A 24787-nucleotide genomic window follows, 5' to 3' on the forward strand; every position below is an offset into this window, starting at 1 on the left:
GCTGCGCTGACCGGCCTCTTGCCAACCCCGACAACCCCAGCTCAGATCACCAAAGGACTCTCGTTATGGCTGGATGAGAAATGGGGGTCACGTCAACGACCATCGGTAATGACCGCATTTTGACCACGACGAACTTGCTGTTTTAACTGGGTTAGGTCTTCGCCAGCCTTCCACGCCAGGAGCATCATGGCCGTATCGTCCATGATCGAATTACTACGCGCCACGTAGATTCGGATGCCATTTGGTTTCAGGACATTGTCGTACAACTGAAACAAATCGGCACGATTGCGGCTCAGCCGCTCCAACCCCTCGACCATTAGCACCGAGAATTCGCGATTGTGAGCCGCCTCTGCTATTCGCATGAATCCCTCACGATCACTCTGAGATCCACTTACACCCTCATCCTTTTCGGATCGGACCACTTGCCAGCCTGCCTTGCTTGCGATTTCGCAGAGCATCGCGATCTGATCGTCGGCCGATCTCGGATTCTGGGTGTCTGTTGAAAACCGGCCATAGGCCACAGCTAGAGATCCCCGAGGGGGGAATGACCCTACGTTCATAGTGCTTCTCAATAATAAAATGTCGCCGACGAAGTCGCGCGCACTGCGCCCCAGGGGCCATACCGGACTGACGTTTTCAGTGTTCGGGCTCGCAAAGAGCCGCTATTTTAAAGCACGCCTTCGCCTCGTTCTTTGCGACTAAGCGCGCAATAGACACAAGGATAGGGAAGAGAGCCCGAACTTCTTCGGCGCAGTCTTTGACTGTAGCGGCTACGTCGAGATCATCGCGATGTTGAAGGATCATGCCGTATAGTGGCGCAACGTCACGCTCACTCACACCACAGTTTGATTGGTCAGTATTGGACATTCCAATCACCCGCGTTGGACGCGCGAGCAGACGATCAGCTTTGCCAATGCCTCATGTTTTGTGTCTGCACGGACTCGAGCGACGCCATTTATGAGCCCCAATACGGCCCAACCCAGATCATCCAACTCGAGCCGATTGTTCCCAAGTTGGAATGAACCAAGCGCTGAACCGTCGGGCCAACGGCAAACCTCATCTCGCGCAAATGCGAAGCCAGGTTGATTGAACGCGCTCTTCGATCCGAAATTACCCATTGCTACCTCCATCAAACAACTAAGTCTGCATCAGAGGTAGCTCTCCGATAGGAAGATCCTTTACAATCATCATTTTCATCGGTCAATGACAATCGACAACAAAATTCGGTTTTTGCCCAGTTTATGGATCGTCGTGTCAAGCCGAATATTCGACATGCCCCGTGCACTTACGTAAAATATGCGTATTCAGCCAAGATCCACATGCACTAGCTGCGCAGGAAAGTGAGGCTAGACTCCACTATCAGACCCACGACAGTTGAGCGCCCTCTCTGCGGCCTGGGCCACTTCGACCCTATGGTGATGTTCTTGAATGTTTCGATCATTCGACCCGAGGACGCCGTGCCGCTGGATCGCGAAGACCGCTGGCGTATGAAGCCATACTCCTAATTTGATCCCGAAGCGGCCGCTGTTTTGTGGTGTATTAAAGCCACTGCCGGCCGCGTACGAACACGCCTTTCAAAGCGAGCTAGCGGCCTGTGATTCATCAACGCGCTGAAATTCTCAGCGACGATTTCCGTGAAGTCTGTGCATATCGACACCATGGCAAGCGGCACAGCTACAGAAGTCGATGTTCTGATCGGTGGAATCATTCGGGACCGTCGAGCAGCCCTCGGGCTGACACAAGCGGAACTGGGCAAGGCCATTGGTGTCACATTCCAGCAAGTTCAGAAGTATGAGCGTGGGGTCAATCGCGTCGCCGCCGCTACCCTTCTAAAGGTTGCCGACGCTCTCCAATGCAGCGTCGCAGACCTTTACGGTGACCCCGATCCAGACGGACGATCTCCTTCCGAACGCGCTATTCTCAAGCTGTGGGTGCAGCTTCGCGACCCTGAACGTGATGCTGTCATCGCCATGGTGCGAGAGTTTGCCAAGCGTCAGGCTTGAACCTCCATCAGATCGCTGAACCTCGTCGTGTAGCGTGGCGACCGATTGTTCGCACGCGTTGACCACGGCGTCTTCGGACGAATACCCCCCGGCCGCAGCGTTCCCCGACCGAACCTCGCATTCACCGCATCAAGTGCGGTCATCAGCTTCTCGGACTTGATCGGATCGACAGTCGGCAGAAGATCACGCGGGGCATCCGCCACCGCATGAAGGTCCAGCAGGATCACCCCGCACTTGGCGTAGCTTAGGCCGGACTTCCACATCGACTGCCCTGCCCTCACCGCCTGACGGATCAGCGCGAAGCTGTCGTTCGTCGCCTCGATGTCAAAAGAGCGCTGGGCGTTGAAGAACGACTCCTTGGCGTGAGGGTTGGTGTGAAAGAACACCTGCATCGCCGTCGCGGCCAGCCCATGCTTTCGACACTTCTCCGCAGCGCGTGAAGCGTGGGCCGCCAGTGCCTCCCGCATATCCTCCCACGTCTCGACCGGCCGTCCGAACATCCGTGTCACCGAGACCGTCTGGCGCTGGCTGGGTGCCAAGGTCAGGGGCATACAGGATACGCCGTTCAGTTCGGCATGGGTTCGCTGGCCGGTGACCGTCATGAGTTTCCGAACGCTCGCGCTTGGGAGCGCTGCGAACTGCTCGACTGTGTGGATGCCAAGGTTGTTGAGCTTCAGTTGGCTGGCGCCGCCGACGCCCCAAATCTCGTCGATAGGCATGGTCGCAAAGGCTTCGCGTCGGGTGTCGAGGTCGCTGAAATCCGTCACCCCGGTCGCCGACTTCGCGTGTTTGTTCGCCAGCTTCGCCAGCGTCTTTGTCGGCCCAATGCCGATGCAGGTTGGAATCTTCGTGATCTGGCGCACCCGGTCGCGGACCCGGCGGCAGTAGTCCACCCTCGCGAACTGCGTCAGGTCCAAGAACATCTCGTCTATCGAGTAGGGTTCGACCCTGTTGAAACGCTCCGTCAGCACTTCGTAGACCCTCCGGCTCATATCGCCGTGGAGCGCATAGTTCGAGGATTTGGCGATCACGTCCCGGAACTCCGGCTTGCGCTTCGACAGGTGCCAAACCTCGCCCATCTTGATTCCGAGCTTTTTCGCCTCGGCCGATCTGGCGATGGCGCAGCCGTCGTTGTTCGACAGCACGATTACCGGCTTGCCGTTCAGGGTCGGGTCAAAGGCCCGCTCGCACGAGACGTAGAAGTTGTTGCCGTCGATCAGGCCGAACATTCACACGTCGGTCCTGACCAGAGCGGCGATCATCGCCCAGACTTCGGTATCTTCACCCATCTGCTGCGCGGGCTGACTGGCTGGCTCAAGCCACCATTCGCCGTCCTTCTCGATCAGGACGGCCAACAAGACATCGCCATGCACGAAAGCCACGCAGACCTTGCCCGAGACCGGCTCCGCATCCGAGTTCACCACGAGGATGTCGCCGCCGTGGATGCCACGGGCGCGCAAGCCTTCGCCCTTCACCCTGACCGCGTAACGTTGGGGGCGCCGTAACTCCAAGAGTTCGGCAAGATCGGGGACGGCCTCAATGTGATCCTGCGCCGGGCTTTGAAAGCCCGTCGTCTCGTCGCCCCTGTAATCCCTCTCTCCCATAGGGCCTCAATGTTCTTATTTTGTTCTCGTTTCAACCCTCCCATCGATGAGATTGTGGATGGCCAAACCCAAGTCTGCGTCGATCCTCGACCTTTCTTAGGTATTGCCACTCCCATCCTCCGTTGGGTGTTCCTGCTCATATGACAGCGGATATGTGACCCCATGCTCCAGAAACTCATTTGGCAGATCAACCCAGCGATCCAGACTTGAATCCTTCGCGAGCTCGGCACTAAGCCATTCATCGCTGATCCAGCGGCTACGGCGCTCGATGGTGCCATCGCAAAGCTGGGCGCACAGGTCGAACAGCTTGCGCTTCATCGCCCGCTCTCGATCCACCGGTTTTCAACAGAGAAATGAAACGCCATGCTTCCGTCGACGCAGGTGGCATCGAATGTGCCTAGTTCCGGCACCGTTACCCTCGCACCGCCGACGCCAGCCCCCACAATCACTTCCACCATGAGATAGAGCACGCGCTCAACGATTGCGTTGTTCAGCGTAAATGGCTCGGCATCGACGATTTCTCGAATGAGATCGATCGGCTTAATGGCCTTCGACCGCACGAGAGAAGCAGCGCCTCGTAGCACGATTTGACCCTTCCTGATTTCCGCTCTCTCGAATGCCTCACGGGCATTGAGCGAGGTATTCCTCAACGTCATCTGTTAAGTCCCTGTGCTTAATTTCCTCAGCAAAATGGATTTCGCCCTGAAACGCAAGGCCATAATATGCTGTTTTTATTGTCGAAAATAGCGCTTGACGTCTCTGGCCCGGGTTTTGGCCGAATTCTCGAGCAAACCCAAAAACATTCCGCCCGCCTTGAAGTCAGAGGAACATCAAGGGACACGCCCCTAGGGACGAGACCTGAGTCATTCGACAACTTTCATGCTTGATTTGGCGATCTAGGGACAATAACTGATCGCCCGGCTCGACGATGCGACGCCGCCAGCACAAGGCAGATCGTTATGGGTTCGCCCATCAGGCTTCCCACACAGGAGTGTTCTAGGACCGCAGAGGCCGACCGCCTTCGCGCGCTGGCCAGCCGCTCGATTAGGATTGAACGGCAGGCTGACGGACGGGTCAGGGCCGCCAGCCCCTGGCTTCCGGAGCAGCGCAGGCACAATGCTCATGAACGGATTGTTCAGCGGCGGTCACCGAGCGATCCCAAATACATACCTGACGCCTGGCCAGCTCTCCTCAGCCAGGATGTGCTGTCGGCCTATACCGGCATGAGCAAGGAGGTGCTCGGAGGTATCCTCACCGTCCGTCCGCTCGACCTTGGGGCACGACGCATCCTTTACCGACGCACGGACATCGACGCGTGGCTGGAAACCCTCCCCCAGCGCGGCGAAATCCATGCGCCGGCATCAGCACCGGACTTACAGGATGGCCTGCAGAGCAGGAGCCGCGCAGAAGACGCCCTTGAGAGAGTCAGAGCACGAACTGAGGGGCGTCGGCCGTGACGGACAAGCCCAGCGCGCCAATTCGATACATCCAACGCAACCGTCGCAACGGCCAGACCTATCTTTACTTTCGAAAGGGCGCCTATCGTGAAGGCCCCCTCTTGTCACCCGATGGCTCCGAGGCGTTGCGCGCGGAGGTCGCCGCCATCCTTCGCCGTCTGGCGATGGCCGAGACCGCTGCAAAGACCCCTCGCCCTAATACGATCGGCGGCATGCTGTCCGCCTATAACAAGTCGGCCGAGTTCCTCTCTAAAGCGCGCTCCACACAGCGCGCCTACCAGGACTACATCGACGAGATGGTCGCGGATCTTGGCGACGTCCTACTCTCAGATGTGTCCCAGTCTTTGTTACGAGAACTGAGAGACCACTGGGCGCCACGCGGACACCGGGCGGCGAACAATCGAATGCAGGTGCTGAAGAACGCCCTGTCGCCCGCGATCGACGATCAGACCGACGACCGCATCTCCGGCGACCCCTTTCTGAAGCTGGCGAAGGTCAAACGCCCTCACGTCCTCGGCGAGCCGCATCCGACCTGGATGGACGACGAAGTGTCCGCAGTGCTCGAGGAGTGCCTCAGGCGGGGCCTTCCCGGGCTAGCGAGGGCGGTCGCTCTTGGCCGGTACGCCGGATTCAGGCGCCAGACGATCTGCGCCCTCCCCCTCTCCGCTCGCGTGCCTACACGCGCTGCGGACGGCTCTGAGCACATCCGCCTTCTATGGCTCACAGAGAAGCGGAAGGTGGCCTGCGACAAGCGGGAGGATCCGCGCCTTACAGCCTTGATCGACAGCACGCCGAATCGCGGCCCTACAGTCGCCTACAATGATCGGGGACAGCCTTTCCGCGAACGCGGGCTGAACCAGTCGCTCGATCGAGTTTTGCTGAGTTTAGCAAAAGCAGGGAAGGTCCGAGCCGGCTTCAACGCCAAAGGCGAGACCACTTGCCCGCTCGACATTCACGGCCTGCGACATGCGCGCGGCAACGAGATCGCCGAGTCGGGCGGCTCCGACGCCGAAATCATGAGCCATCTTGAACACGCGACCGATAGGGCGGCGCGGATTTATCGTCGCCAAGCGAGCCGCCGCCGCCTCGCGGACGCGGCTCAGGACCGGATCGATCAGTCTGTGCGCGCGATGTCGAAAAAAGACGCCTGAGCGCATCGGAAATCGGCGCGACGATAGCCCTGTAAAAAAGACTGTAAAACCACTGTAAAAACGGCCGGGCGGTTCGGAATTTCAGGGAGCTCGCTTCAGAGCTAAGAAGTTGCTTTCAAAAGAGAAAGCAAGTGGCGCACCCGGAGCGATTCGAACGCCCGACCCTCAGATTCGTAGTCTGATGCTCTATCCAGCTGAGCTACGGGTGCGGCTGCCTTGCGGCGAGGGCGGGTCTTTAGCCGGTGGATCGGGCGGACGCAAGCGGGGGAATGCAGTTTCTGCGTCTGAAGCGGTTGGCGTGGCGGCTGCGACGGCTTAGGCCTGTCTGACGCTCTCCTGCTTTCGGATCTTCCATGCGTTCATTCCGTCGTCAGATCGCCGCTGTGCTGATCCCCGTCCTCATGGCGGGATGCCAGACCGCGACAGACCTCCACAGCGCGTCCTCGCCGGCGACAGCATCGCCGCAGGCCGTGTCAGCATCGACTGCCGCATCGCCCGCTCGGGGGCCGTTCGTCGCGGCGGCGAATCCGCTGGCGGTCGAGGCGGGGATGACCGTGTTGCGGCGCGGGGGATCAGCCGTGGACGCCGCGGTGGCGATCCAGGCGGTGCTGGGTCTGGTGGAGCCGCAGTCGTCGGGCCTGGGAGGCGGGGCCTTCCTGATGAGCTATGACGCCGAGACCGGGACCGTCACGGCCTATGACGGGCGCGAGACGGCGCCGGCTTCGGCGACGCCCGAACTGTTCTACGAAGACGGCAAGCCCCTGCCCTTCGTCGACGCCGTGTTGTCCGGCCGCTCGACCGGAGCGCCGGGGGCGGTGGCCATGCTGGCGATGGCGCAGAAGGATCATGGCAAGCTGGCCTGGCGTGATCTGTTCGGGGACGCCGAGCGACTGGCGCGCGACGGGTTCACGGTCAGCCCGCGTCTGGCCGGCATGATCAATGGACGCAGTCCGCAAGCGCGGACGCGGTGGGCCAGCGCCTATTTCACCAAGCCGGACGGTACGCGGTATCAGGCGGGCGATACGCTGAAGAACCCCGCCTACGCCGACACGGTCGCGCGACTGGCGCAGCAGGGGCCGGGCGTCTTTTATGGCGGGGCGATCGGGCGTGACATCGCAGCGGCGGTTCGCGAAGGGCCGCGTCCCGGCGGTCTGACCGAGGCGGACATCGCCGGCTATCGGCCCTTGCGCCGCGACGCCCTTTGCCGGCCGTATCAGGCCTATGTGATCTGCGTGCCGCCGCCGCCATCCAGCGGGGTGGCGTTGCTGCAGTTCCTCGCCATGGCCGAGGAAACGCCCGATTTGGACAAGGGGGCCAGGAGCCCTGAGGCCTGGGTCGCGTTCGGGCGGTTGCAGCGGCTGATGTATGCCGATCGGGACCGCTATATCGGCGACAACGACTTCGTCGGCGTGCCGATCGCCGGTCTGCTGGATCCCGACTATGTCGCGTCTCGCGCGGCCCTAGCCCCGCAGGTGAACGGGCCGGTCGAGGCCGGCGCCCCGACGGGATCGCCGCCGCGCGGGGCCGACCAGACGGCCGAGCCGGGCGGCACCTCGCACATGGTCGTGGTGGACGCGTGGGGCAATGCGGTCAGCATGACCACGACGGTCGAGAGCATCTTCGGCAATGGGCGGATGGTCGACGGCTTCTTCCTGAACAATCAGCTGACCGATTTCTCCTTCACGCCGCAGGAGGACGGACATCCGGCCGCCAATGCGGTGGCGGCGGGCAAGCGGCCGCGCTCGTCGATGACGCCAGTGCTGATCCTGGATCGTCAGGGACGGTTGGTCGGCGCCATCGGCTCGCCTGGCGGGTCCAGCATCCTGGCCTATGTCGCCAAGGCTCTGGTCGGGACGATGGACTGGGGCCTGTCGATGCAGCAGGCGATCGCCCTGCCCAACCTGGTGGTGCGGGGCGAGATAGTCGGGGCCGACACCGACCTGATCGCGCCGGATATCCGCGACGCCCTGGCGGCGGCGGGCATGGCCCTGAAGCCCAACGCCACCGAGACCTCGGGTCTGCACGGCGCGATGTGGCGGAACGGTCGCTGGGACGGCGGGGCTGATCCGCGTCGCGAGGGCGTGGCGGTCTCGGAGGTTCGCTAAAGGCTCAGCGGCCGGGACGGATCGACAGCTGGAAGGCCAGCAGGCCTTCGCTCACGTCGGTGTCCAGGCCGTTCATGCCGCGCAGACCCTTGCCGGCGTCGATTTCGCGATAGACGACGCCGAACGAGGTCTGCATGTCGCCCTTGCGATAGGCCACCCCAATCGAGGCGTCGCCCAGGAAGCTGCCCTTGTCCTGGGTGTAGCCGGAGCGAGCGTAGTCGCCGTCGCGCGTGCGGGCGAAATTGTAGCCGACCGCTCGGCCGGATCCGGCGGCATACAGATACCAGCGCGGCCGCTCGCCGAACCGCTCGCGGCCGTTGGGGGCCAGACGGTCCAGTCCCTCGCCGATCTTCAGCGTGACGCCCGCCTCGGCCGAACGGCCTTCGCTGCCGACGCCCAGGCCCGCGTGGGGCGTCAGGCTGACTTCCAGGCCCGAGGCGGTATGGCCGCGCGCGCCGTGGAAACCGCGCACATAACGCAGGTCATAGGCGTCGGGGTCCAGCTCGGCCCGATCGACGGGCGTCACCGGCAGGGGCGAGCCATCGGCGCGGCGCAGACGGCCGGCCGTCTCCAGCGTCACCCGGTCGGTGAAGTCGGTGCGATCGATCCAGACGTCGTTGCGCGTGCTGGCGGAAAGGCCGGATCGGTCGTCGGGACGGAAGGCGGTCGGGATTTCGATCTGGGCTCCGAACCTGGCGTCAGGTGCTACGCGGAAACTTGTCTGTTCGGTCAACCGCGCCTCGACATCGGGCGAGTTGTCGAAGGCGTTGGGGGCAAAGGTCTGTGCGCAGGCGGCGCTCGCGCCGGCCATCGCCAACACGCCCCCCAAGCCGACAATACAGGCCTTCAGTTGCATCCGGTCTCCCCACTGATCCGCTGGACACACACTGCAACCCTCAGGCGCAAGAGTCCAACGGCTTTTGGTCATGGTTTCGTCGCTTTTGAACGAGGACGACCAGCAGCGGTTCCCGAACGAAAAAGGGCCCCGCTGTCGCGGAGCCCTTCGGGTCGTTTGGTGCAGATGGCCTTATTGGCAGGCCAGGCACTCGTCGTAGTCGGTCTTGGGCAGGGAGAAGAGATCCGGCTGATTGGGATCGATCACCTCTTCGGCCTTGTCCTCGGCGCCTGCGAAGGCGGCGCGCTGCACCGACTTGGAGCGTAGATAGTAGAGCGATTTCACGCCGCGTTCCCAAGCGGACCAGTGCAGCATGTGCAGGTCCCATTTGTTCACGTCGCCGGGGATGAACAGGTTCAGCGACTGGGCCTGGCAGATTTCCGGCGCGCGGTCGGCGGCCAGTTCGATCACCCAGCGCTGGTCCAGTTCGAAGGCGGTCTTGAACACGCCCTTCTCGTCCTCGTTCAGGGCGTCGAGGTGCTGGACCGAACCTTCGTTCTCCAGGATGGAGCTCCACACCGCCTCGGTGTTGATGCCCTTTTCGTCGAGCAGCCGCTCCAGATAGGGGTTCTTGACCGCGAACGAGCCCGACAGGGTCTTGTGGGTGTAGATATTGGCCGGGATCGGCTCGATGCCGGCCGAGGTGCCGCCGCAGATGATGCTGATCGAGGCGGTCGGGGCGATGGCCAGCTTGTGGCTGAACCGCTCCATCACGCCGCGTTCCTCGGCGTCCAGGCAGGGGCCCTTCTCCTCGGCCAGCAGGCGGCTGGCCTTGTCGGCCTCGCGACGCAGATGTTTGAACAGGCGCATGTTCCACGACTTGGCCATGGCGCTTTCGAAGGCGACGCCCTGCCCCTGCAGGAAGGAGTGGAAGCCCATCAGGCCCAGACCCACCGAACGCTCGCGCTTGGCCGAATAGACGGCGGCGGCCATGGCGGGCGGGGCGCGGCGGATGAAGTCCTCCAGCACATTGTCCAGGAACCGCATCAGGTCCTCGACGAAGCGCGGCTCCTCGCGCCATTCCAGGAAGGTCTCGGCGTTCACCGATGACAGGCAGCAGACAGCGGTCCGGTCCACGCCCAGGTGGTCGCGGCCGGTGTGCAGCATGATCTCGGCGCACAGGTTCGACTGTTTGACCTTCAGGCCCAGGTCGCGCTGGTGCGGCGCCATCTGGCGGTTCACCGTGTCCGAGAAGATCAGATAGGGCTCGCCGGTCTGCATGCGGATGTCGAGCAGCTTGGTCCACAGCGAACGCGCGTCGACGGTCTTCATGACCGCGCCGTCCTTGGGCGACTTCAGATCGAAGGTTCCGCCGACCTTGACCGCCTCCATGAACTCATCGGTGACGTTGATCCCGTGGTGCAGGTTCAGGGACTTGCGATTGAAGTCGCCCGACGGTTTGCGGATTTCCAGGAACTCTTCGATTTCCGGGTGGTGGATGTCCAGATAGACGGCGGCCGAGCCGCGGCGCAGCGAACCCTGGCTGATCGCCAGCGTCAGGCTGTCCATCACGCGGATGAAGGGGATGATGCCCGACGTTTTGCCCGCGCCCTTCACCTTTTCGCCGATGGAGCGGACGCCGCCCCAATAGGTGCCGATGCCGCCGCCGTTGGAGGCCAGGGCCACGTTCTCGTTCCAGACGTTCTGGATGCCGTCCAGGCTGTCGCCCACCGCGTTCAGGAAGCAGGAGATGGGCAGGCCGCGATCCGCGCCGCCGTTCGACAGGACCGGGGTCGCCGGCATGAACCACAGGCGGCTCATATAGTCATACAGGCGCTGGGCGTGTTCGGCGTCGTCCGAGAAGGCGGTCGAGACCCGCGCGAACATGTCCTGATAGCTTTCGCCCGGCAGCAGATAGCGATCTTCCAGCGTCTTCTTGCCGAAGTCGGTCAGCAGATCGTCGCGCGAGCGGTCGACCTGGACCGATTTGACCACGGTCAGGTGGGGGCGCTCCGGCGTCGGCGTCGCCGCAACGCCTTGGAATTCCGTCGTCTTCAATGCCTCGCCGCCAGCCATGGTCATCTGCGTCCTGAACAAAAAATCGTTTGAGCCGCCCGCGCCGCGACCACATCATCTTGTGGCCTCTGCGCTCCCCGAGCCCACATATAGGGCGCATATGCCTAATGACCCGTCAACGGGTTGACGCCGACCATTGTGGGCGAATCGGTCGGACAAGTCCCAGCCGCCTGGGGAAAAGCCAGCACGCAAGCCAGCACGTCCGTTTTACGCGCCCACGACTGCATGATCACGAACGCGTGATCGGAACGACTGCTCAGCTTGGCCGTTGGCTCGCCCATGACGCTTTCTGACGTACGCGCCTTTTTGATACGCGCCCTGACGGTCGCCCGCACGGAGATCGCCGCGCTTCTGGCCCTGCTGGTCGTCGCCGGCGGTGTTCTGACCTTCGCCGGTCTCGCCGATGAGATGACCGAGGGCGAGGACCAGGCCTTCGATCTTCATGTCCTGGCGCTGATGCGGCCCTATGCCGACGATCCTGGCCGACCGTGGGGGCCGTGGTGGCTGAAGGAGGCGGCGGCGGACATCACCTCGCTGGGCGGCATCTCGGTGCTGGGTCTGTTCGCCCTGATCGTGATCGTTTTCCTGCTGAGCCAACGGAAATGGCTGTCGTCCCTGCTGCTGGTCATCGGCTTGGCCGGCGGCGTCGCGCTCTCGGAAGGTCTGAAGGCCGTGTTCGAGCGCGCCCGGCCCCCTGCGGCCATGCAGGCGGTGGAGACGATCAATGCCAGCTTCCCCTCCGGCCACGCCCTCTTGTCCACCGTCTTCTATCTCAGCGTCGCCGTCATGCTGACCCGCGCCTTCCCGCGCGAGCGGTTCAAGGTCTTCGTCCTGGGCGTCGGCATTCTGCTGGCTCTGCTGGTCGGGCTGACGCGCATCTATCTGGGCGCCCACTGGGCGACCGACGTCTTCGCCGGCTGGGCGGTCGGCGCGGCCTGGGCCATGGCCCTGTGGCTGGTCGCCTATGGGGTGGCGCGCTGGCAGAAGCGTCATCGCGCGGCGCTGCAGGACGAAGCCTCCCCGATCGAAGCCGCGCCCGACCCGACCAAAGTCTAAGCCCGCGATCCGCCTCGCGGCAGGCTAGTCTGGCGACATGACGCAAACGCACGCCATGAACCACGCCGCCCTCTACGCCGAACGCCTGAAGAACCCCGATCAGGCCGCCGCCCTGATCGTCTCGGGCGCCAAGGTCGCCATGGGCCTTGGCGTGTCCCAGCCGCCCGCCCTGTTAAAGGCCCTGGCGGACCGGGCCGAGCGCGGCGAGGTCGAGGATGTGAACCTCTATTACCTGCTCTCCACCGCCATCGCGGGGGACACGGTGCTGCGCTATGAGCTGATGGACCGGATCCGCCCTTGGAGTCTGTTCCACAGCGCCATCGAACGCCGACTGGAACAGCGCGCGCACGAGGAGGGCCGACCCAACCCCGTGCAGTTCATCCCCACGGGCTTTCAGCAGTCGCCCCGCCTGTTGTGCGACGAGGTCAAGGTGGATGCGCTGATCTGCACCGTATCGCCGATGGATGCGGACGGCTTCTTCTCCTTCGGCACCAACACCGACTACGCCAAGCCGGTGTCGCAGACGGCGAAGACCATGATCGTCGAGGTTAATCCGCACATGCCGCGCGTGTTCGGCGACTGCACCGTCCATGTGTCCCAGGTCGCCGGCATCGTCGAACATGCCGCGCCCCTGCTGGTCGTGCCGCGCGCCGAGCCTCAGCCGGCGGACCTGGCCATCGGGCGGATCATCGCCGGCCTGGTCGAGGACGGGGCGACGCTGCAGATGGGGATCGGCGCCCTGCCCAACGCCGTCTGCGACGCCCTGATGGACCACCGCGATCTGGGCGTTCACACCGAGATGCTGACGCCCGGCCTGGTCGAGCTGATGCAGGCCGGCGTGGCGAGCCATGCCCGCAAGACCCTGCATCCGGGCGTGGGCGTCTTCGCCTTCTCGATGGGCGACCTCAACACCTACGAATTTCTGGACGGCAATCGCGGCATGGAGGCCCATCCGGTCTCCTATGTGAACGATCCCGCCGTGATCGCGCGCAATGCGAAGATGATCTCGGTCAACGCCACGCTTCAGGTCGATCTGACAGGCGCCTGCTGCTCGGAGTTCCTGAACGGGCGTCAGTTCACGGCCGCCGGGGGCCAACTGGATTTCGTGCGCGGCGCCTATGGATCGGAGGGCGGCAAGTCTATCATCGCCTGTCATTCCACGGCGGCGAAGGGGACGGCCTCTCGCATCGTCGCCCGTCTGGACGGGCCGGTCACCACGCCACGCAACGACACCCACATCGTCGCCACAGAACACGGCTGGGCCAATCTGAAGGGCAAATCGTCCAGCGAGCGCGCCCGCGCCCTGATCGCCTTGGCCGCGCCGGAGTTTCGCGACGGCCTGACTGCGGCGGCGCGCGAGCAGGGCCTGATCTGACGCCCCGACAACTTGAACTACGGCTTGATCTTGGGCCGTCCGTCGGGACTTCTGGCGTCATGAAGACCGTCCGCCTTCTGGCCCTGCTCGCCCTCCTCGTCGCCGCCCCTGTTAGCGCCAGGGCGGCCCAAGGCGCCTATGCGACCGACGGCGACTGCGGCGGCCGTCCTATGACCACCGTGCGCACGGCGCCCAGCTATTGCCTGGGCCTGGTCTGGCAGGGCGCGGGGGCCGAGGGACCGCGAATGCCGCGCGGCCTGCTGGCGCTACCCAACGGCGACTGGTTGGTGACGGATCTCGGCAACTGGTATCCGGGCAATGGCGCGATCTGGCGGCTGTCGTTCGGCGCCGACGGTGCGCCGCGCTGGCGACGGCTGGCCCAGGGACTGAACATGCCGCACACGGCGGCGCGCGGGCCGGACGGGCGCATCTATGTGTCCGAGATGAACCGCATCCTGATGCTGGACCCCGACGCGGCCGATCCAGCGGCGACGGTGCGCACCGTGATCGGCGACCTGCCCGACAACCGACTGCACGCGAACCGCCACCCCCTGTCCAGCTTCGTCTTCGACGCCAACGGCGGCCTGCTGGTCAATGTCGGCGCGCCCAGCGACCGCTGTGTGGATGCGCGGGGCAGAGCGCGCGCCAATGCGGCGGGGGCCTGCATCGACAGCGCGGCGACAGCCCAGGTGCGGCGTCACGCCTATCTGGGAAACGGCCGCTGGGCCGAGGCTGGCACCGTCTTCGCCTCGGGCCTGCGCAACTCCATCGCCCTCGTGCGGCACCCGTCGGGCACGATCCTGCAAGGCGAGAACTCCGTCGACCTGACCACGCCCGACCATCCCTATGACGAGATCAATGTCCTGCGTCAGGGCGCCCATTACGGCTGGCCCTATTGCGTCGATCTGGCGACGCCCCTGCCGGGCTGGGGCGCGGCCCAGGCGCGATGCAGCCAGCGCAACCGCCCGGTCGCCCTGCTGCCGCCCCACGCCGCGCCGCTGGACCTGATCTATTACGACGGGGCGATGTTCCCCGAACTGCGCGGCCGGCTGCTGATGAGCTGGCACGGCTATCGTCGCGCGGGCGGCCGGATCGTGGCGGCCGAGACGGATGGCGAGGGCCGCCCCCTGACCGATATCGGCGGTCGCTACGCCGTCTATCCGCGCGGCGGCCTGTCCTATCCCGCCGGCGCGCCCAGCCTACGCGGCAAGGTGCTGACGCCGGGCTGGGACACGGTCGCCGGCCGCCAGCCGCGCGGCGCGCCGGTCGTGCTGGCCGTCGCCGCCGACGGATCGATCTGGGTCACGGACGACCGAAACCGGGCGATCCTCAGGATCGCCCGGTCGGACAAGACGCCCTAGCTCTTGCGTGCGTCGCGCTTGGCCAGGACGCGCAGGCGAAGGCCGTTCAGCTTGATGAAGCCGGCCGCGTCCTTGTGGTCATAGGCCTGGACACCTTCTTCGAAGGTCACCAGGTCCTGATCGTACAGGCTGTTGGGGCTTTCACGGCCGATGACCGAGACATTGCCCTTGTACAGCTTGACCTTGACCGTGCCGGAGACGTTTTCCTGGCTCTTGTCGATGGCCGCCTGCAGCATCTCGCGCTCGGGCGAGAACCAGAAGCCGTTGTAGATCAGCTCGGCGTATTTCGGCATCAGCTGGTCCTTCAGGTGCATGGAGCCGCCGTCCAGGGTGATGCTTTCGATGCCGCGGTGAGCCGCGATCAGGATGGTCCCGCCGGGGGTCTCATAGACGCCGCGCGACTTCATGCCGACGAAACGGTTCTCGACCAGGTCCAGACGGCCGATGCCGTTGTCGTGGCCGTACTGGTTCAGGGCGGTCAGGATCGTGGCGGGCGACATGGCCTCGCCGTTGATCGAGACGGCGTCGCCCTTTTCGAAACCGATCTCGATGACGGTCGCCACGTCGGGCGCGTCCTCGGGCGAGATGGTGCGCTGGTGGACGAACTCGGGGGCCTCGACCGCCGGGTCTTCCAGCACCTTGCCCTCGGACGAGGAGTGCAGAAGGTTGGCGTCGACGCTGAAGGGCGCCTCGCCGCGCTTGTCCTTGGCGATGGGGATCTGGTTCTTCTCGGCGAAGTCCAGCAGGGCCTCGCGGCTGCGGAACTCCCATTCGCGCCACGGCGCAATGACGCGGATGTCGGGCTCGAGCGCATAGTAGCCCAGCTCGAACCGGACCTGGTCATTGCCCTTGCCGGTGGCGCCGTGACAGACGGCGTCGGCGCCGACCTGACGCGCGATCTCGATCTGGCGCTTGGAGATCAGCGGCCGGGCGATGGAGGTGCCCAGCAAATAGTCGCCTTCATACTGGGCGTTGGCGCGGAACATGGGGAAGACGAAGTCGCGCACGAACTCTTCGCGCAGGTCGTCGATGAAGATGTTCTCGGGCTTGATGCCCAGCTTCAGGGCCTTCTCGCGCGCCGGGCCAAGCTCCTCGCCCTGGCCCAGGTCGGCGGTGAAGGTTACGACCTCGGCGTTATATTCGGTCTGGAGCCACTTCAGGATGATCGAGGTGTCCAGCCCGCCCGAATAGGCGAGGACGACTTTCTTGACGGGCTTGTCGGCGGGGGCGGACATGGCGGCTCTTTCAGCAAGGGGCGGTCAGTCGGGGAGTTGACGCGCGCATAAGACCGGGGGTCCGGCGATGCAACCTTTTCCGGGTCGCGCGGGGGAGAACATGAACCTTTCGTCATGTTCCATTTGGTCGCGTTGCCAGGCGGCAGACCGGCGTTATGGTCCCCTCCAACTGCAATCCCGAGGATATCGCATGCGCCGCACTGGCTCTCTCGTCGCCGCCGCCGCCCTTCTGGCGGTTTCAACGCCCGTCTGGGCCTCCGTGGCCGCCGCACCTGCCGCCCAGGCCAGGGGTCAGGCCGCCGCACCCGCCGTCCAGGCCGCGCCGGTGTCGCAGCTGATCAACGAAGTCGACATCCCCTACACCAAGCTCACCCTCGACAACGGCCTGACCGTCCTGGTTCACGAGGACCACAAGGCCCCCGTCGTCGCCGTCTCCGTCTGGTACAATGTCGGCTCCAAGGACGAGCCGGCCGGCAAGACCGGCTTCGCCCACCTGTTCGAACACCTGATGTTCGGCGGCTCGGAAAATGCGGCCGGTAGCTATTTCACGCCGATGCGCAACATGGGCGCGACCGACATGAACGGGACCACCTATTTCGACCGCACCAACTATTTCGAGACGGTCCCGACCCCGGCGCTGGAACAGGCCCTGTTCATGGAAAGCGACCGCATGGGCTACATGCTGGGCGCCATCAGCCAGGAGACGCTCGATCTGCAACGCGGCGTCGTCCAGAACGAAAAGCGTCAGGGCGACAACCAGCCCTATGGCCTGAACCAGTACAAGCAGCTGGAAGCCCTGTTCCCCGAAGGCCACCCCTATCGCCACTCGACCATCGGCTCGATGGCCGACCTGGACGCCGCCTCGATGCAGACGGTGCGCGACTGGTTCACTTCCAACTACGGCCCCAACAACGCGGTTCTTGTGCTGGCCGGCGACATCACCCCCGCCAAGGCGCGTGAACTGACCGACAAATACTTCGGCCCGATCGCCAAGGGTCCGGTGAACAATCCCGCCCAGGCCCCGGTCCCGACCCTGTCCGCCCCGCTCAGCGAAACCACCCACGACCGCGTCTCGAACGCCCAGGTCGAAGTCAGCTGGGCCGTGCCGGGCATGCTGGACCCGGATTCGGTGCCGCTCAGCGTCGCCGCCTCGGTCCTAGGCGGCCTGGCCTCCTCGCGCCTGGACAATGAACTGGTGCGCGGCGAGCAGACCGCCGTCTCGGCCAGCGCCGGCAACAGCGCCTTCCATCGCGTCGGCATCTTCGAGATGAGCGCCACGATCAAGCCGGGCGAAGACCCCGCCGCCGTCGAGGCGCGGATGCGTGAAATCCTGAACGGCCTGATCGCGAACGGCCCGACGCAGGACGAGATCAACCGCGTCGTCACCCAATACGCCTCGCGCCGCATCCAGGGCCTGGAACAGGTCGGCGGCTTCGGCGGCAAGGCCACGGCGCTCGCCGAAGGCCAGCTCTATGCCGGCGATCCGGAATTCTACAAGAAGCAGCTGGCCGCCTACGCCGCCGTCACGCCTGCCCAGGTCAAGGCGGCGATGCAGAAGTGGCTGACCCGTCCGGCCTATACGCTGACCACCCTGCCCGGCCAGCGCGAAGCCTATCAGGAGGCGGCCGCCGCGCCGTCCGGCGCCAACCGCACCCCGGCGCCGGAAATCGAGCGCAAGCCGCGCATGCCCAGGCCCGAGATCGGTCAGGTCGCCAACGTCGACTTCCCGGCCGTCGAGCGCACCCGACTGTCGAACGGCATGGAGGTGATCTACGCCCAGCGCGACGCCACCCCGACGACGAAGATCGCGCTCGACTTCGACGCCGGCCTGGCCGCCGACGACCGGTCCAAACTGGGTCTGCAGACCCTGATGCTGGACCTGATGGACGAGGGCACCCGCACCCTGAACGCCACGCAGCTGGCAGAGGCGCAGGAAGCCCTGGGCGCCAGCATCACCACCGGCGCGACGATGGACAGTTCGGTGGTCCAACTGTCGGCGGTGACGCCGAACCTGAAGCCTTCGGTGGATCTGATGGCCGAGGTGGTGCGCAATCCCGCCTTCGCCGCGGCCGAGCTGGAGCGCCTTCGCGCCACCCGCCTGTCTCGCATCGCCGCCGAGCGCACCCAGCCGGCCGCTCTGGCCAGCCGCGCCCTGCCGGAACTGATGTATGGGCCCAACAGCCCCTACGGCCGTCCGTTCAGCGGCAACGGCGACGAGGCCAGCGTCAAGGCGATCACCGACGCCGACATCCGCGCCGACTACGCCAAGTGGATCCGCCCGGACAACGCCAAGCTGTTCGTCGTCTCCGACCGGCCCCTGGCCGAGCTGACGCCGATCCTGGACAGCGCCTTCGGTCAATGGGTCCCGCCCGCATCGGCCAAGGCCGTCAAGGACTTCTCGGCCCCGATCCCGGCCGCGACGCCCAAGATCGTGCTGATCGACCGTCCGCAATCGCCCCAGTCCTACATCATGGGCGGCGAGGTCCTGGGCCTGTCGGGCACCGACGACCTGTTGGTGCTGAACGCGGCGAACAATGTGCTCGGCAACGACTTCCTGTCGCGCATCAACTCGGACCTGCGTGAGACCAAGAGCTGGTCCTACGGCGTCAACGCCTCGGTCAATCCGTTCGCCGGGCGCGTGCCCTATCTGGTCACCGCCCCGGTCCAGGCCGACAAGACCGGCCCGGCCATCGAAGCCCTGAACCAGCAGTTCAACGACTTCCTGTCGGGCGGCAAGGGCGTGACGCCCGAGGAGCTGCAACGCACGATCAACGGCAACACCCGCCGTCTGGCCGGCAGCTACGAGACCTCGGCCGCCGTCCTGGGCGCCATGCGCTCCAACGCCCTGCTGGGCCGTCCGGACGACTATCCGGAAACCATCGCGGCGCGCACCAACGCCCTGACCGCAGCCCAGCTGGACGCCGCCGCCAAGGCCGCCATCGACCCGTCCAAGTTCGTCTGGGTCGTGGTCGGCGACGCCTCGGTGGTCAAGCCGCAACTGGACGCCTTGGGCATCCCTGTCGAGGTCCGCGCGGCGGCCCCCGCCGCCCAATAGGGCGACGACAGACCACAACGATGAAGGCCCGGAGAGCGATCTCCGGGCCTTTTCTTTTTGCCGTCATGCTCGGGTGTGACCCGACGATGAGGGCCGCTAGTCCAGCGTGGCGCCCGTCGTGCGCATGATCTCGGCGCGCAGTTCGGGCAGACCGAGACCCTTTTCCGACGACGTCAGGGCCACCACCGGGAAGGCGGCGGGGCGTTTGGAGATGGCCTTCAGGGTTGCGGCCTGCACGGCCTCGCCCTCGCCCTTCTTCAGCTTGTCGGCCTTGGTCAGGACGATCTGATAGCTGACGGCGGCCAGATCGAGCGCATCCAGCGCCTCGGTATCCACCGACTTCAGCCCATGGCGGCTGTCGATCAGCAGATAGACCCGCTTCAGCGTCACCCGGCCGCGCAGATAGTCGCGGCCCAGATCCTGGAACTTCTTGACCGTGGTCTTGGACGCCTTGGCCCAGCCATAGCCGGGCAGGTCGACCAGACGCATCCGGCCGTCCAGATCGAAGAAGTTGACCTCGCGCGTGCGGCCCGGCTCGTTCGAGGCGCGGGCCAGCTTGTGCATGCCCACCAGCCCGTTGATCAGGCTGGACTTGCCCACGTTCGAACGCCCGGCGAAGGCGATCTCGGGCAGGTCGGGGTCGGGCAGTTGCTCGATCTTGGCCGCGCCCATGACGAAGGTCGCAGGCCGCGCGAACAGGACGCGCGCCGCCTCGATGTCCTCGGGCGTGAACTCGGTCTCGTCGATCACGCCGGTGACTTCTTGAACCGGGCGAAGAAGGTGTCGATCGGGTTCTCGGCCTTGTAGCGGTGCATGATCACATACTGCTGCAGGATGGTCAGGATGTTGGACCAGGCCCAGTAGATCAGCAGGCCCGCCGCGAACGGCGCCATGATGAAGGTGAACAGCAGCGGCATGAACTGGAAGATCTGGCGCTGGACCGGATCGGCCGCCGGCGGATTCATCGCCGTCTGCAGCCACATCGTCAGGCCATAGGCGATCGCCAGCAGACCCAGGTGCAGCGGGCCAGCCAACAGGCCGCCGATCAGCGGCGCCATCGCTGGATCCCACGGGATCAGGCCGAACAGGTTCCAGATCGACGACGGATCGCGCGCCGACAGGTCATGGATGAAGCCCAGGAACGGCTGGTGACGCATTTCGATGGTCACGGTCAGCACCTTGTACAGGGCGTAGAAGACCGGGATCTGCAGCACCAGCGGAAGGCATCCGGCGACCGGATTGATCTTCTCGCGCTGATACAGGGCCATCGTCTCCTGCTGCTGCTTCTGCGGGTCGTCTTTGAACTTCTTCTTGATCTCCTCCATCTTGGGCTGGAGGTTCCGCATCTTGGACATCGAGGCGTAGGCGTTGTTGGCCAGCGGGAACATCACCAGCTTGACGATGACGGTCAGGGCCAGAATGGCGACGCCGAAGCTGCCGACCAGGCCATAGACGTTCTCCAGGATCCAGAAGATCGGCCGCGTCAGGAACCAGAACATGCCCCAGTCGATCGCATAGACGAAGCGCGGCAGGTTCAGGCTCTGCTCATAGGACTTCAGCACCTCGGCGCGCTTGACCCCGGCGAACAGGCGTTGGGTCTCGGTTGCGGTCGCGCCCGGCTGGATGGTGCGGGTGGTGCCCAGGACATTGGCTTCCAGCTGCTGGGCGCCGTTCAGGTCGCGCACGCGGAATTCGGTTTCGACCGCCTCGTTCTGCTGGGGCAGCAGGGCCGCCAGCCAGTATTTGTCGGTGATGCCCAGCCAGCCGCCGGTCGAGGCGTTCTCGATCCGCGGCTCCTTCAGCCAGTCCTTGTATTTCTTCTGCTCGGTCCGGTAGTCGCCCGGCTTGCCGAAGGTGCCGATCGCGCCCTCGTGGACGATGTGCGACGAGCCGGCTGCGGGCGGCACGCCCTGGCGCTGGACGCTGCCGTAGGGGGCGATGGTGATCGCCTGCGTCCCCAGGTTCTGCACCGTGTCCTGCACCGAGAAGACGTATTTGTCGTCGACCGAGATCACGCGGGTAAAGCGCAGGCCCTGGCCGTTGTCCCAGGTCAAGGTGACCGGCGTCGTCGGCGTCAGGGTCGAACCATTGGTCAGGCGCCAGACGGTGTTGGGTCCGGGCACGCCGCCGGCGACATTGGGGCCGGTCCAGCCGAACTGGGCGAAATAGGCGTTCTGCATCCCCTGCGGGCGGAACAGCTCGACGGGCTCAGGCTTGTCCTGCACCTCGCGGTAGTCGGTCAGGAACAGGTCGTCGATGCGGCCGCCTTGCAGCGACAGCGATCCCTTCAGCGTGCCGGACTGGATCGGCACCCGCGCGGCGGTGCTCAGCGCCTGGCTGCGGTCGGTGACGAAGGTCGGGCCCTGCGGGCTCAGCGCCGTGCGCGCGGCGTTGTCAGCGGTCTGCGACTGCTCGGCCTGGGCCTGCTGCTGCACCGCGCGACGCTCGGCCTGCGGACGCAGCACGGCGAAATAATAGATCCCCATGATCAGGGCCGAGCACACGATGAAGATGATCGTGTTGCGCGTGTTCTCGTTTTTCATGGATTCTGGCGGTCCTGGCCGGATGGGGCGCGGGCGTGCGAAGGCTTGTGTGCCTTGGGTGTCGCCAGCCTTGTAAGCGTCGATTTCACGTCGTCAAGCAGACGGTCCCACGCACGCTCGGTCGTGCCCATGCGGGCGATGAAGACATAGTCGCTTCCGGGCACGCCATGCTGGGCCAGCATGGCCCGCGCGGCCTCGCGCAGACGACGTTTGGCGCGGTTGCGCTGAACCGCCCCGCCGATCTTCTTGGTGGCGGTGAAACCCAGGCCGATGTGCGGCGAACCGTCGCCACGCTCCAGCCGCTGGATCACCACGGCGCCGCGCGCCTCGGAAACGCCTTTGGCGGCCGCCAGAAACTGGGGCCGCCGCAACAGACGCTTGATCTGTAAAAGGTCGCTCATGCGTCCAAAAGATCCGGACGCGTAAGCCGCTTACGCCGTCAGGCGCTTGCGGCCCTTGGCGCGACGGCGCGCAACAATCTTCTGGCCGTTCTTGGTGGCCATCCGGCTGCGGAAGCCGTGACGGCGCTTGCGCACGAGTCGCGACGGCTGATAGGTCCGCTTCACGGTCGGCTCCTGACGTTAAAAGGTTGGGCGACGGGGCAAGAGGCGTCCGCCGCAGGAAGGGCGGGCGTATAAGTCGCATGTCCGCGTGAGTCAACGCTCGGACGGCATTTCGGGACGATGAAACGGATGGCGAAACGAACGGCGAAGGAATGGGCCCTGCGGCTGGCGCCGCTGGCGGCCATCGCCGGCCTGGTGATCGCCTTCTTCGCCCTGGGCTGGAACCGCTATCTGTCGATGGATCTGATCCGTGAGCACGGGCTGAACCTTCGTGCCTATGCGCAACAGAACTGGTGGATCGCGCTGGTCGCCTTCATCGCCGTCTATGCCCTGGCGACCGCCTCGACCATTCCCGGACCCGTCTTCCTGACCCTGCTGGGCGGGATGATGTTCGGTCCCTATGTCGGCGCCCTGGCCCAGTCGACGGGAGCCACCATCGGTTCGGTCGTCATCTATTATGTCTATCGCACCTCGATCGGTTCGTGGCTGCGCGCCAAGTTCGAGGCCGACGCCGGCTTCATGGATCGGCTGGCCAAGGGCATCGACCGCAACGCCTTCACCACCCTGTTCACCCTGCGCGTGATCCCCAGCGTGCCCTTCGTCCTGGTCAACGCGACGGCGGGGATGATGGCGGTGCCGCTGAGACCTTACATCATCGCCACCTTCATCGGCCTGCTGCCGTCCACCTTCATCTACACCTGGATCGGATCGCAGCTGGGCGGCCTGCTGCGCGCCGGCGTGCGCCCGGACCTGCCCATGCTGCTGCAACAGTTCTTCTGGCCCTTGATGGGCGTGGTCTTCCTGTCCCTGCTTCTGCCCATCGGCATCAAGCTATTCCAGATGATCCGTGCACGGCGGATCGGGGCGACGGCGGCATGAGCGCCCTGTTCGACCGGATCGCGGCGCGGCTGAACCTGACGCCGGACCAGGCCAGTCTCTGGCGCGAGCGTCTGACGCCCCCGACCCTGAATCCAAGGGCGCCCGACGGCCTGTCGGCGCGGCTGCTGCTGCTGACCGTCGCCTTCACCCTGGCGGTCGAGGCCCTGATCCTGGGGCCGAACCTGGCGGCCTTCCATGAGCGCTGGCTGCGCGACCGGCTCCAGGCCGCCGAACTGGCCTCGGTCGGGGTCGAAGCCCTGCCCTACAGCGCAGTCGAGGACGACACGGCGGCCGAGCTGATGCGGATCGGCGGGGTGCAGGCGGTCGCCCTGACGGAGCAAGGCGTGCGCCGCCTGCTGCTTCAGGCTCCCAACCTGCCCCGCGCGCCCGAACTGATCGACCTGAGGCGTCAGGACAGCTGGTCGCGCCTGACCGACCCGTGGCGCACCCTGTTCGGACATCCGGACCGCTCGCTGCGGGTTCAGGCCAAGCCGCGCTATCGCTCGGGCGACTTCATCGAGATCGTCACCCCCGCCCAGCCGTTGAAACTGGAACTGCGCGCCTTCCTGCTGAACAGCCTGCTGGTGTCCCTGCTGGTGTCGGTGACGGCGGGCGCGCTGCTATATGGCGGTCTGGCCCTGCTGGTGCTGCGCCCGCTGCGTCGCGTCACCCGCTCGATGGAGCGGTTCGCCGCCGATCCCGAGAGCGAGGCCGAGGCGCCGTCCGACCGACACGACGAGATCGGCCGCGTCGAGCGCGAACTCAGCCGGATGCAGGAGGAGGTGCGCCATTCCCTGCGCTCTCGCGCCCGTCTGGTCGCGCTGGGCGAGGCGGTGGCCAAGATCAACCACGACCTGCGAAACATGCTGACCTCGGCCCAGATGGCGTCCGAGCGGCTGGCGACCTCCGCCGACCCGCAGGTGGCCAAGGCCCTGCCCCGGCTGGAGCGCGCGCTCAGCCGCGCCGCCGGCCTGTCGCGCAATGTGCTGGAGTACGGCAAGAGCGAGGAGCCCGCGCCCCAGAAGACCCGCGTCGTCCTGACCAAGGCCCTGACCCTGGCGGCCGAGGACGCCGGGCTGGACCCCGACGGCGTGCGCCTGGTCAAACAGCTGCCGCCCCGGTTCGCCGTCGAGGCCGACCCGGATCAGCTGTACCGCATCCTGGTCAATCTGATGCGCAACGCCCGCCAGGCCATCGAGGCCGATCCGACGCGTCCGCCCGAGCGGCGCGGCAAGGGCGCCATCACCGTCAGCGCCTTTGGTCAGGACGGCTTCTGCGTCGTGCGCATCGCCGACGACGGCCCCGGCATTCCGCCGCGTCTGGCCGAACGCCTGTTCGAACCCTTCGTCAGCTCAAAGAGCTCGGACGGCTCGGGCCTGGGCCTGACCATCTCGCGCGAACTGGCCGCCCTTCACGGCGGCGATCTGCGGCTGGTCGAGACCGACGGCAAGGGCGCCGTGTTCGAGCTGCGCCTGCCGGGCTGAACCGC

The 24787-nt window shown here is 65.2% G+C and carries 21 protein-coding genes and 1 tRNA gene; 9 read left to right on the top strand and 13 right to left on the bottom strand.

Annotated elements, in window-relative coordinates; genetic code table 11:
• Positions 1 to 92: 92 nt before the first annotated feature.
• On the bottom strand, positions 93 to 521 hold the full coding sequence (locus HNP47_RS15460) for a recombinase family protein (RefSeq protein ID WP_184280263.1): 429 nt from the start codon (positions 519 to 521) through the stop codon (positions 93 to 95).
• A gap of 1113 nt (positions 522 to 1634) precedes the next feature.
• Between HNP47_RS15460 and HNP47_RS15465 the strand changes: the two genes are divergently transcribed.
• Positions 1635 to 2003, top strand: a complete 369-nt coding sequence (locus HNP47_RS15465; RefSeq protein WP_221415178.1) for a helix-turn-helix domain-containing protein — start codon at positions 1635 to 1637, stop codon at positions 2001 to 2003.
• On the opposite strand, the gene HNP47_RS15470 is transcribed toward HNP47_RS15465, so the two are convergent.
• From HNP47_RS15470 to HNP47_RS15485, 4 genes are all read right to left on the bottom strand, one after another.
• A complete protein-coding gene (locus HNP47_RS15470; RefSeq protein ID WP_184280264.1) occupies positions 1994 to 3232 on the bottom strand; it encodes a Y-family DNA polymerase in 1239 nt (412 codons plus the stop codon). The two genes, HNP47_RS15465 and HNP47_RS15470, sit on opposite strands and share 10 nt — an antisense overlap.
• A complete protein-coding gene (locus HNP47_RS15475) occupies positions 3233 to 3607 on the bottom strand; it encodes a LexA family transcriptional regulator (protein WP_184280265.1) in 375 nt (124 codons plus the stop codon).
• 96 nt (positions 3608 to 3703) lie between these two features.
• Positions 3704 to 3925, bottom strand: coding sequence for a hypothetical protein (locus HNP47_RS15480; RefSeq protein ID WP_184280266.1), 222 nt, complete (start codon positions 3923 to 3925; stop codon positions 3704 to 3706).
• Positions 3922 to 4263 (bottom strand): hypothetical protein, encoded by a 342-nt coding sequence (locus tag HNP47_RS15485; protein ID WP_184280267.1) that lies wholly within the window; start codon positions 4261 to 4263, stop codon positions 3922 to 3924. Before HNP47_RS15485 ends, HNP47_RS15480 begins: the two co-directional genes overlap by 4 nt.
• 797 nt (positions 4264 to 5060) lie before the next feature.
• Between HNP47_RS15485 and HNP47_RS15490 the strand changes: the two genes are divergently transcribed.
• Entirely contained in the window at positions 5061 to 6215 is a 1155-nt protein-coding gene (locus HNP47_RS15490; RefSeq protein WP_184280268.1) for a site-specific integrase, read from the top strand.
• A 132-nt stretch (positions 6216 to 6347) separates the two neighbouring features.
• On the opposite strand, the gene HNP47_RS15495 is transcribed toward HNP47_RS15490, so the two are convergent.
• A tRNA-Arg gene (locus HNP47_RS15495) sits at positions 6348 to 6424 on the bottom strand.
• A 144-nt stretch (positions 6425 to 6568) separates the two neighbouring features.
• Between HNP47_RS15495 and HNP47_RS15500 the strand changes: the two genes are divergently transcribed.
• The gene (locus HNP47_RS15500; protein ID WP_184280269.1) at positions 6569 to 8320 is read left to right on the top strand and encodes a gamma-glutamyltransferase family protein; all 1752 of its coding nucleotides are present in this window, start codon (positions 6569 to 6571) and stop codon (positions 8318 to 8320) included.
• Between the two features lie 4 nt (positions 8321 to 8324).
• On the opposite strand, the gene HNP47_RS15505 is transcribed toward HNP47_RS15500, so the two are convergent.
• Both HNP47_RS15505 and HNP47_RS15510 read right to left on the bottom strand, forming a co-directional pair.
• Positions 8325 to 9176 carry a lipid A deacylase LpxR family protein gene (locus tag HNP47_RS15505; RefSeq protein WP_260394929.1) on the bottom strand — a complete coding sequence of 284 codons (852 nt, stop codon included), beginning with the start codon at positions 9174 to 9176 and terminating at the stop codon, positions 8325 to 8327.
• Positions 9177 to 9347: 171 nt separating this feature from the next.
• A complete protein-coding gene (locus tag HNP47_RS15510; protein ID WP_055809354.1) occupies positions 9348 to 11237 on the bottom strand; it encodes a ribonucleoside-diphosphate reductase subunit alpha in 1890 nt (629 codons plus the stop codon).
• 273 nt (positions 11238 to 11510) lie between these two features.
• On the opposite strand from HNP47_RS15510, the gene HNP47_RS15515 reads away from it, so the two are divergent.
• From HNP47_RS15515 to HNP47_RS15525, 3 genes are read left to right on the top strand one after another with little or no spacing between them, the layout of a single operon-like run.
• Positions 11511 to 12287, top strand: coding sequence for a phosphatase PAP2 family protein (locus HNP47_RS15515; protein ID WP_184280270.1), 777 nt, complete (start codon positions 11511 to 11513; stop codon positions 12285 to 12287).
• Positions 12288 to 12324: 37 nt separating this feature from the next.
• Positions 12325 to 13662, top strand: coding sequence for an acetyl-CoA hydrolase/transferase C-terminal domain-containing protein (locus HNP47_RS15520; RefSeq protein ID WP_311770088.1), 1338 nt, complete (start codon positions 12325 to 12327; stop codon positions 13660 to 13662).
• Between the two features lie 59 nt (positions 13663 to 13721).
• Positions 13722 to 15023 carry a sorbosone dehydrogenase family protein gene (locus HNP47_RS15525; protein ID WP_184280271.1) on the top strand — a complete coding sequence of 434 codons (1302 nt, stop codon included), beginning with the start codon at positions 13722 to 13724 and terminating at the stop codon, positions 15021 to 15023.
• On the opposite strand, the gene HNP47_RS15530 is transcribed toward HNP47_RS15525, so the two are convergent.
• The gene (locus HNP47_RS15530; protein WP_184280272.1) at positions 15020 to 16258 is read right to left on the bottom strand and encodes an argininosuccinate synthase; all 1239 of its coding nucleotides are present in this window, start codon (positions 16256 to 16258) and stop codon (positions 15020 to 15022) included. The genes HNP47_RS15525 and HNP47_RS15530 overlap by 4 nt on opposite strands.
• A gap of 190 nt (positions 16259 to 16448) precedes the next feature.
• Between HNP47_RS15530 and HNP47_RS15535 the strand changes: the two genes are divergently transcribed.
• Positions 16449 to 19313 carry a pitrilysin family protein gene (locus HNP47_RS15535; protein ID WP_184280273.1) on the top strand — a complete coding sequence of 955 codons (2865 nt, stop codon included), beginning with the start codon at positions 16449 to 16451 and terminating at the stop codon, positions 19311 to 19313.
• A gap of 96 nt (positions 19314 to 19409) precedes the next feature.
• On the opposite strand, the gene yihA is transcribed toward HNP47_RS15535, so the two are convergent.
• From yihA to rpmH, 4 genes are read right to left on the bottom strand one after another with little or no spacing between them, the layout of a single operon-like run.
• On the bottom strand, positions 19410 to 20063 hold the full coding sequence (gene yihA / locus HNP47_RS15540) for a ribosome biogenesis GTP-binding protein YihA/YsxC (RefSeq protein ID WP_055809369.1): 654 nt from the start codon (positions 20061 to 20063) through the stop codon (positions 19410 to 19412).
• On the bottom strand, positions 20060 to 21856 hold the full coding sequence (gene yidC / locus HNP47_RS15545) for a membrane protein insertase YidC (protein ID WP_184280274.1): 1797 nt from the start codon (positions 21854 to 21856) through the stop codon (positions 20060 to 20062). The genes yihA and yidC overlap by 4 nt, the downstream gene beginning before the upstream one ends.
• A complete protein-coding gene (gene rnpA / locus HNP47_RS15550) occupies positions 21853 to 22257 on the bottom strand; it encodes a ribonuclease P protein component (protein WP_088582625.1) in 405 nt (134 codons plus the stop codon). Before rnpA ends, yidC begins: the two co-directional genes overlap by 4 nt.
• A gap of 30 nt (positions 22258 to 22287) precedes the next feature.
• Positions 22288 to 22422, bottom strand: coding sequence for a 50S ribosomal protein L34 (gene rpmH / locus HNP47_RS15555; protein ID WP_003164000.1), 135 nt, complete (start codon positions 22420 to 22422; stop codon positions 22288 to 22290).
• Between the two features lie 126 nt (positions 22423 to 22548).
• Between rpmH and HNP47_RS15560 the strand changes: the two genes are divergently transcribed.
• Positions 22549 to 23298: a TVP38/TMEM64 family protein gene (locus tag HNP47_RS15560; RefSeq protein WP_184280275.1), complete on the top strand. Its 750-nt coding sequence runs from the start codon at positions 22549 to 22551 to the stop codon at positions 23296 to 23298.
• Complete coding sequence (locus tag HNP47_RS15565) at positions 23295 to 24782, top strand: sensor histidine kinase (protein ID WP_184280276.1); 1488 nt, start codon at positions 23295 to 23297, stop codon at positions 24780 to 24782. The genes HNP47_RS15560 and HNP47_RS15565 overlap by 4 nt, the downstream gene beginning before the upstream one ends.
• Positions 24783 to 24787 lie beyond the last annotated feature (5 nt).

Source organism: Brevundimonas vesicularis (assembly GCF_014204545.1).
Classification (GTDB): domain Bacteria; phylum Pseudomonadota; class Alphaproteobacteria; order Caulobacterales; family Caulobacteraceae; genus Brevundimonas; species Brevundimonas vesicularis_B.

Bases quoted from the DNA above. Each gene is read 5' to 3' on its own strand.
- HNP47_RS15470 (WP_184280264.1), bottom strand. From the start codon at position 3,232: ATGTTCGGCCTGATCGACGGCAACAACTTCTACGTCTCGTGCGAGCGG.
- HNP47_RS15475 (WP_184280265.1), bottom strand. From the start codon at position 3,607: ATGGGAGAGAGGGATTACAGGGGCGACGAGACGACGGGCTTTCAAAGC.
- HNP47_RS15480 (WP_184280266.1), bottom strand. From the start codon at position 3,925: ATGAAGCGCAAGCTGTTCGACCTGTGCGCCCAGCTTTGCGATGGCACC.
- HNP47_RS15485 (WP_184280267.1), bottom strand. From the start codon at position 4,263: ATGACGTTGAGGAATACCTCGCTCAATGCCCGTGAGGCATTCGAGAGA.
- HNP47_RS15500 (WP_184280269.1), top strand. From the start codon at position 6,569: ATGCGTTCATTCCGTCGTCAGATCGCCGCTGTGCTGATCCCCGTCCTC.
- HNP47_RS15505 (WP_260394929.1), bottom strand. From the start codon at position 9,176: ATGCAACTGAAGGCCTGTATTGTCGGCTTGGGGGGCGTGTTGGCGATG.
- HNP47_RS15510 (WP_055809354.1), bottom strand. From the start codon at position 11,237: ATGACCATGGCTGGCGGCGAGGCATTGAAGACGACGGAATTCCAAGGC.
- HNP47_RS15515 (WP_184280270.1), top strand. From the start codon at position 11,511: ATGACGCTTTCTGACGTACGCGCCTTTTTGATACGCGCCCTGACGGTC.
- HNP47_RS15520 (WP_311770088.1), top strand. From the start codon at position 12,325: ATGACGCAAACGCACGCCATGAACCACGCCGCCCTCTACGCCGAACGC.
- HNP47_RS15525 (WP_184280271.1), top strand. From the start codon at position 13,722: ATGAAGACCGTCCGCCTTCTGGCCCTGCTCGCCCTCCTCGTCGCCGCC.
- HNP47_RS15530 (WP_184280272.1), bottom strand. From the start codon at position 16,258: ATGTCCGCCCCCGCCGACAAGCCCGTCAAGAAAGTCGTCCTCGCCTAT.
- HNP47_RS15535 (WP_184280273.1), top strand. From the start codon at position 16,449: ATGCGCCGCACTGGCTCTCTCGTCGCCGCCGCCGCCCTTCTGGCGGTT.
- yidC (WP_184280274.1), bottom strand. From the start codon at position 21,856: ATGAAAAACGAGAACACGCGCAACACGATCATCTTCATCGTGTGCTCG.
- rnpA (WP_088582625.1), bottom strand. From the start codon at position 22,257: ATGAGCGACCTTTTACAGATCAAGCGTCTGTTGCGGCGGCCCCAGTTT.
- HNP47_RS15560 (WP_184280275.1), top strand. From the start codon at position 22,549: ATGGCGAAACGAACGGCGAAGGAATGGGCCCTGCGGCTGGCGCCGCTG.
- HNP47_RS15565 (WP_184280276.1), top strand. From the start codon at position 23,295: ATGAGCGCCCTGTTCGACCGGATCGCGGCGCGGCTGAACCTGACGCCG.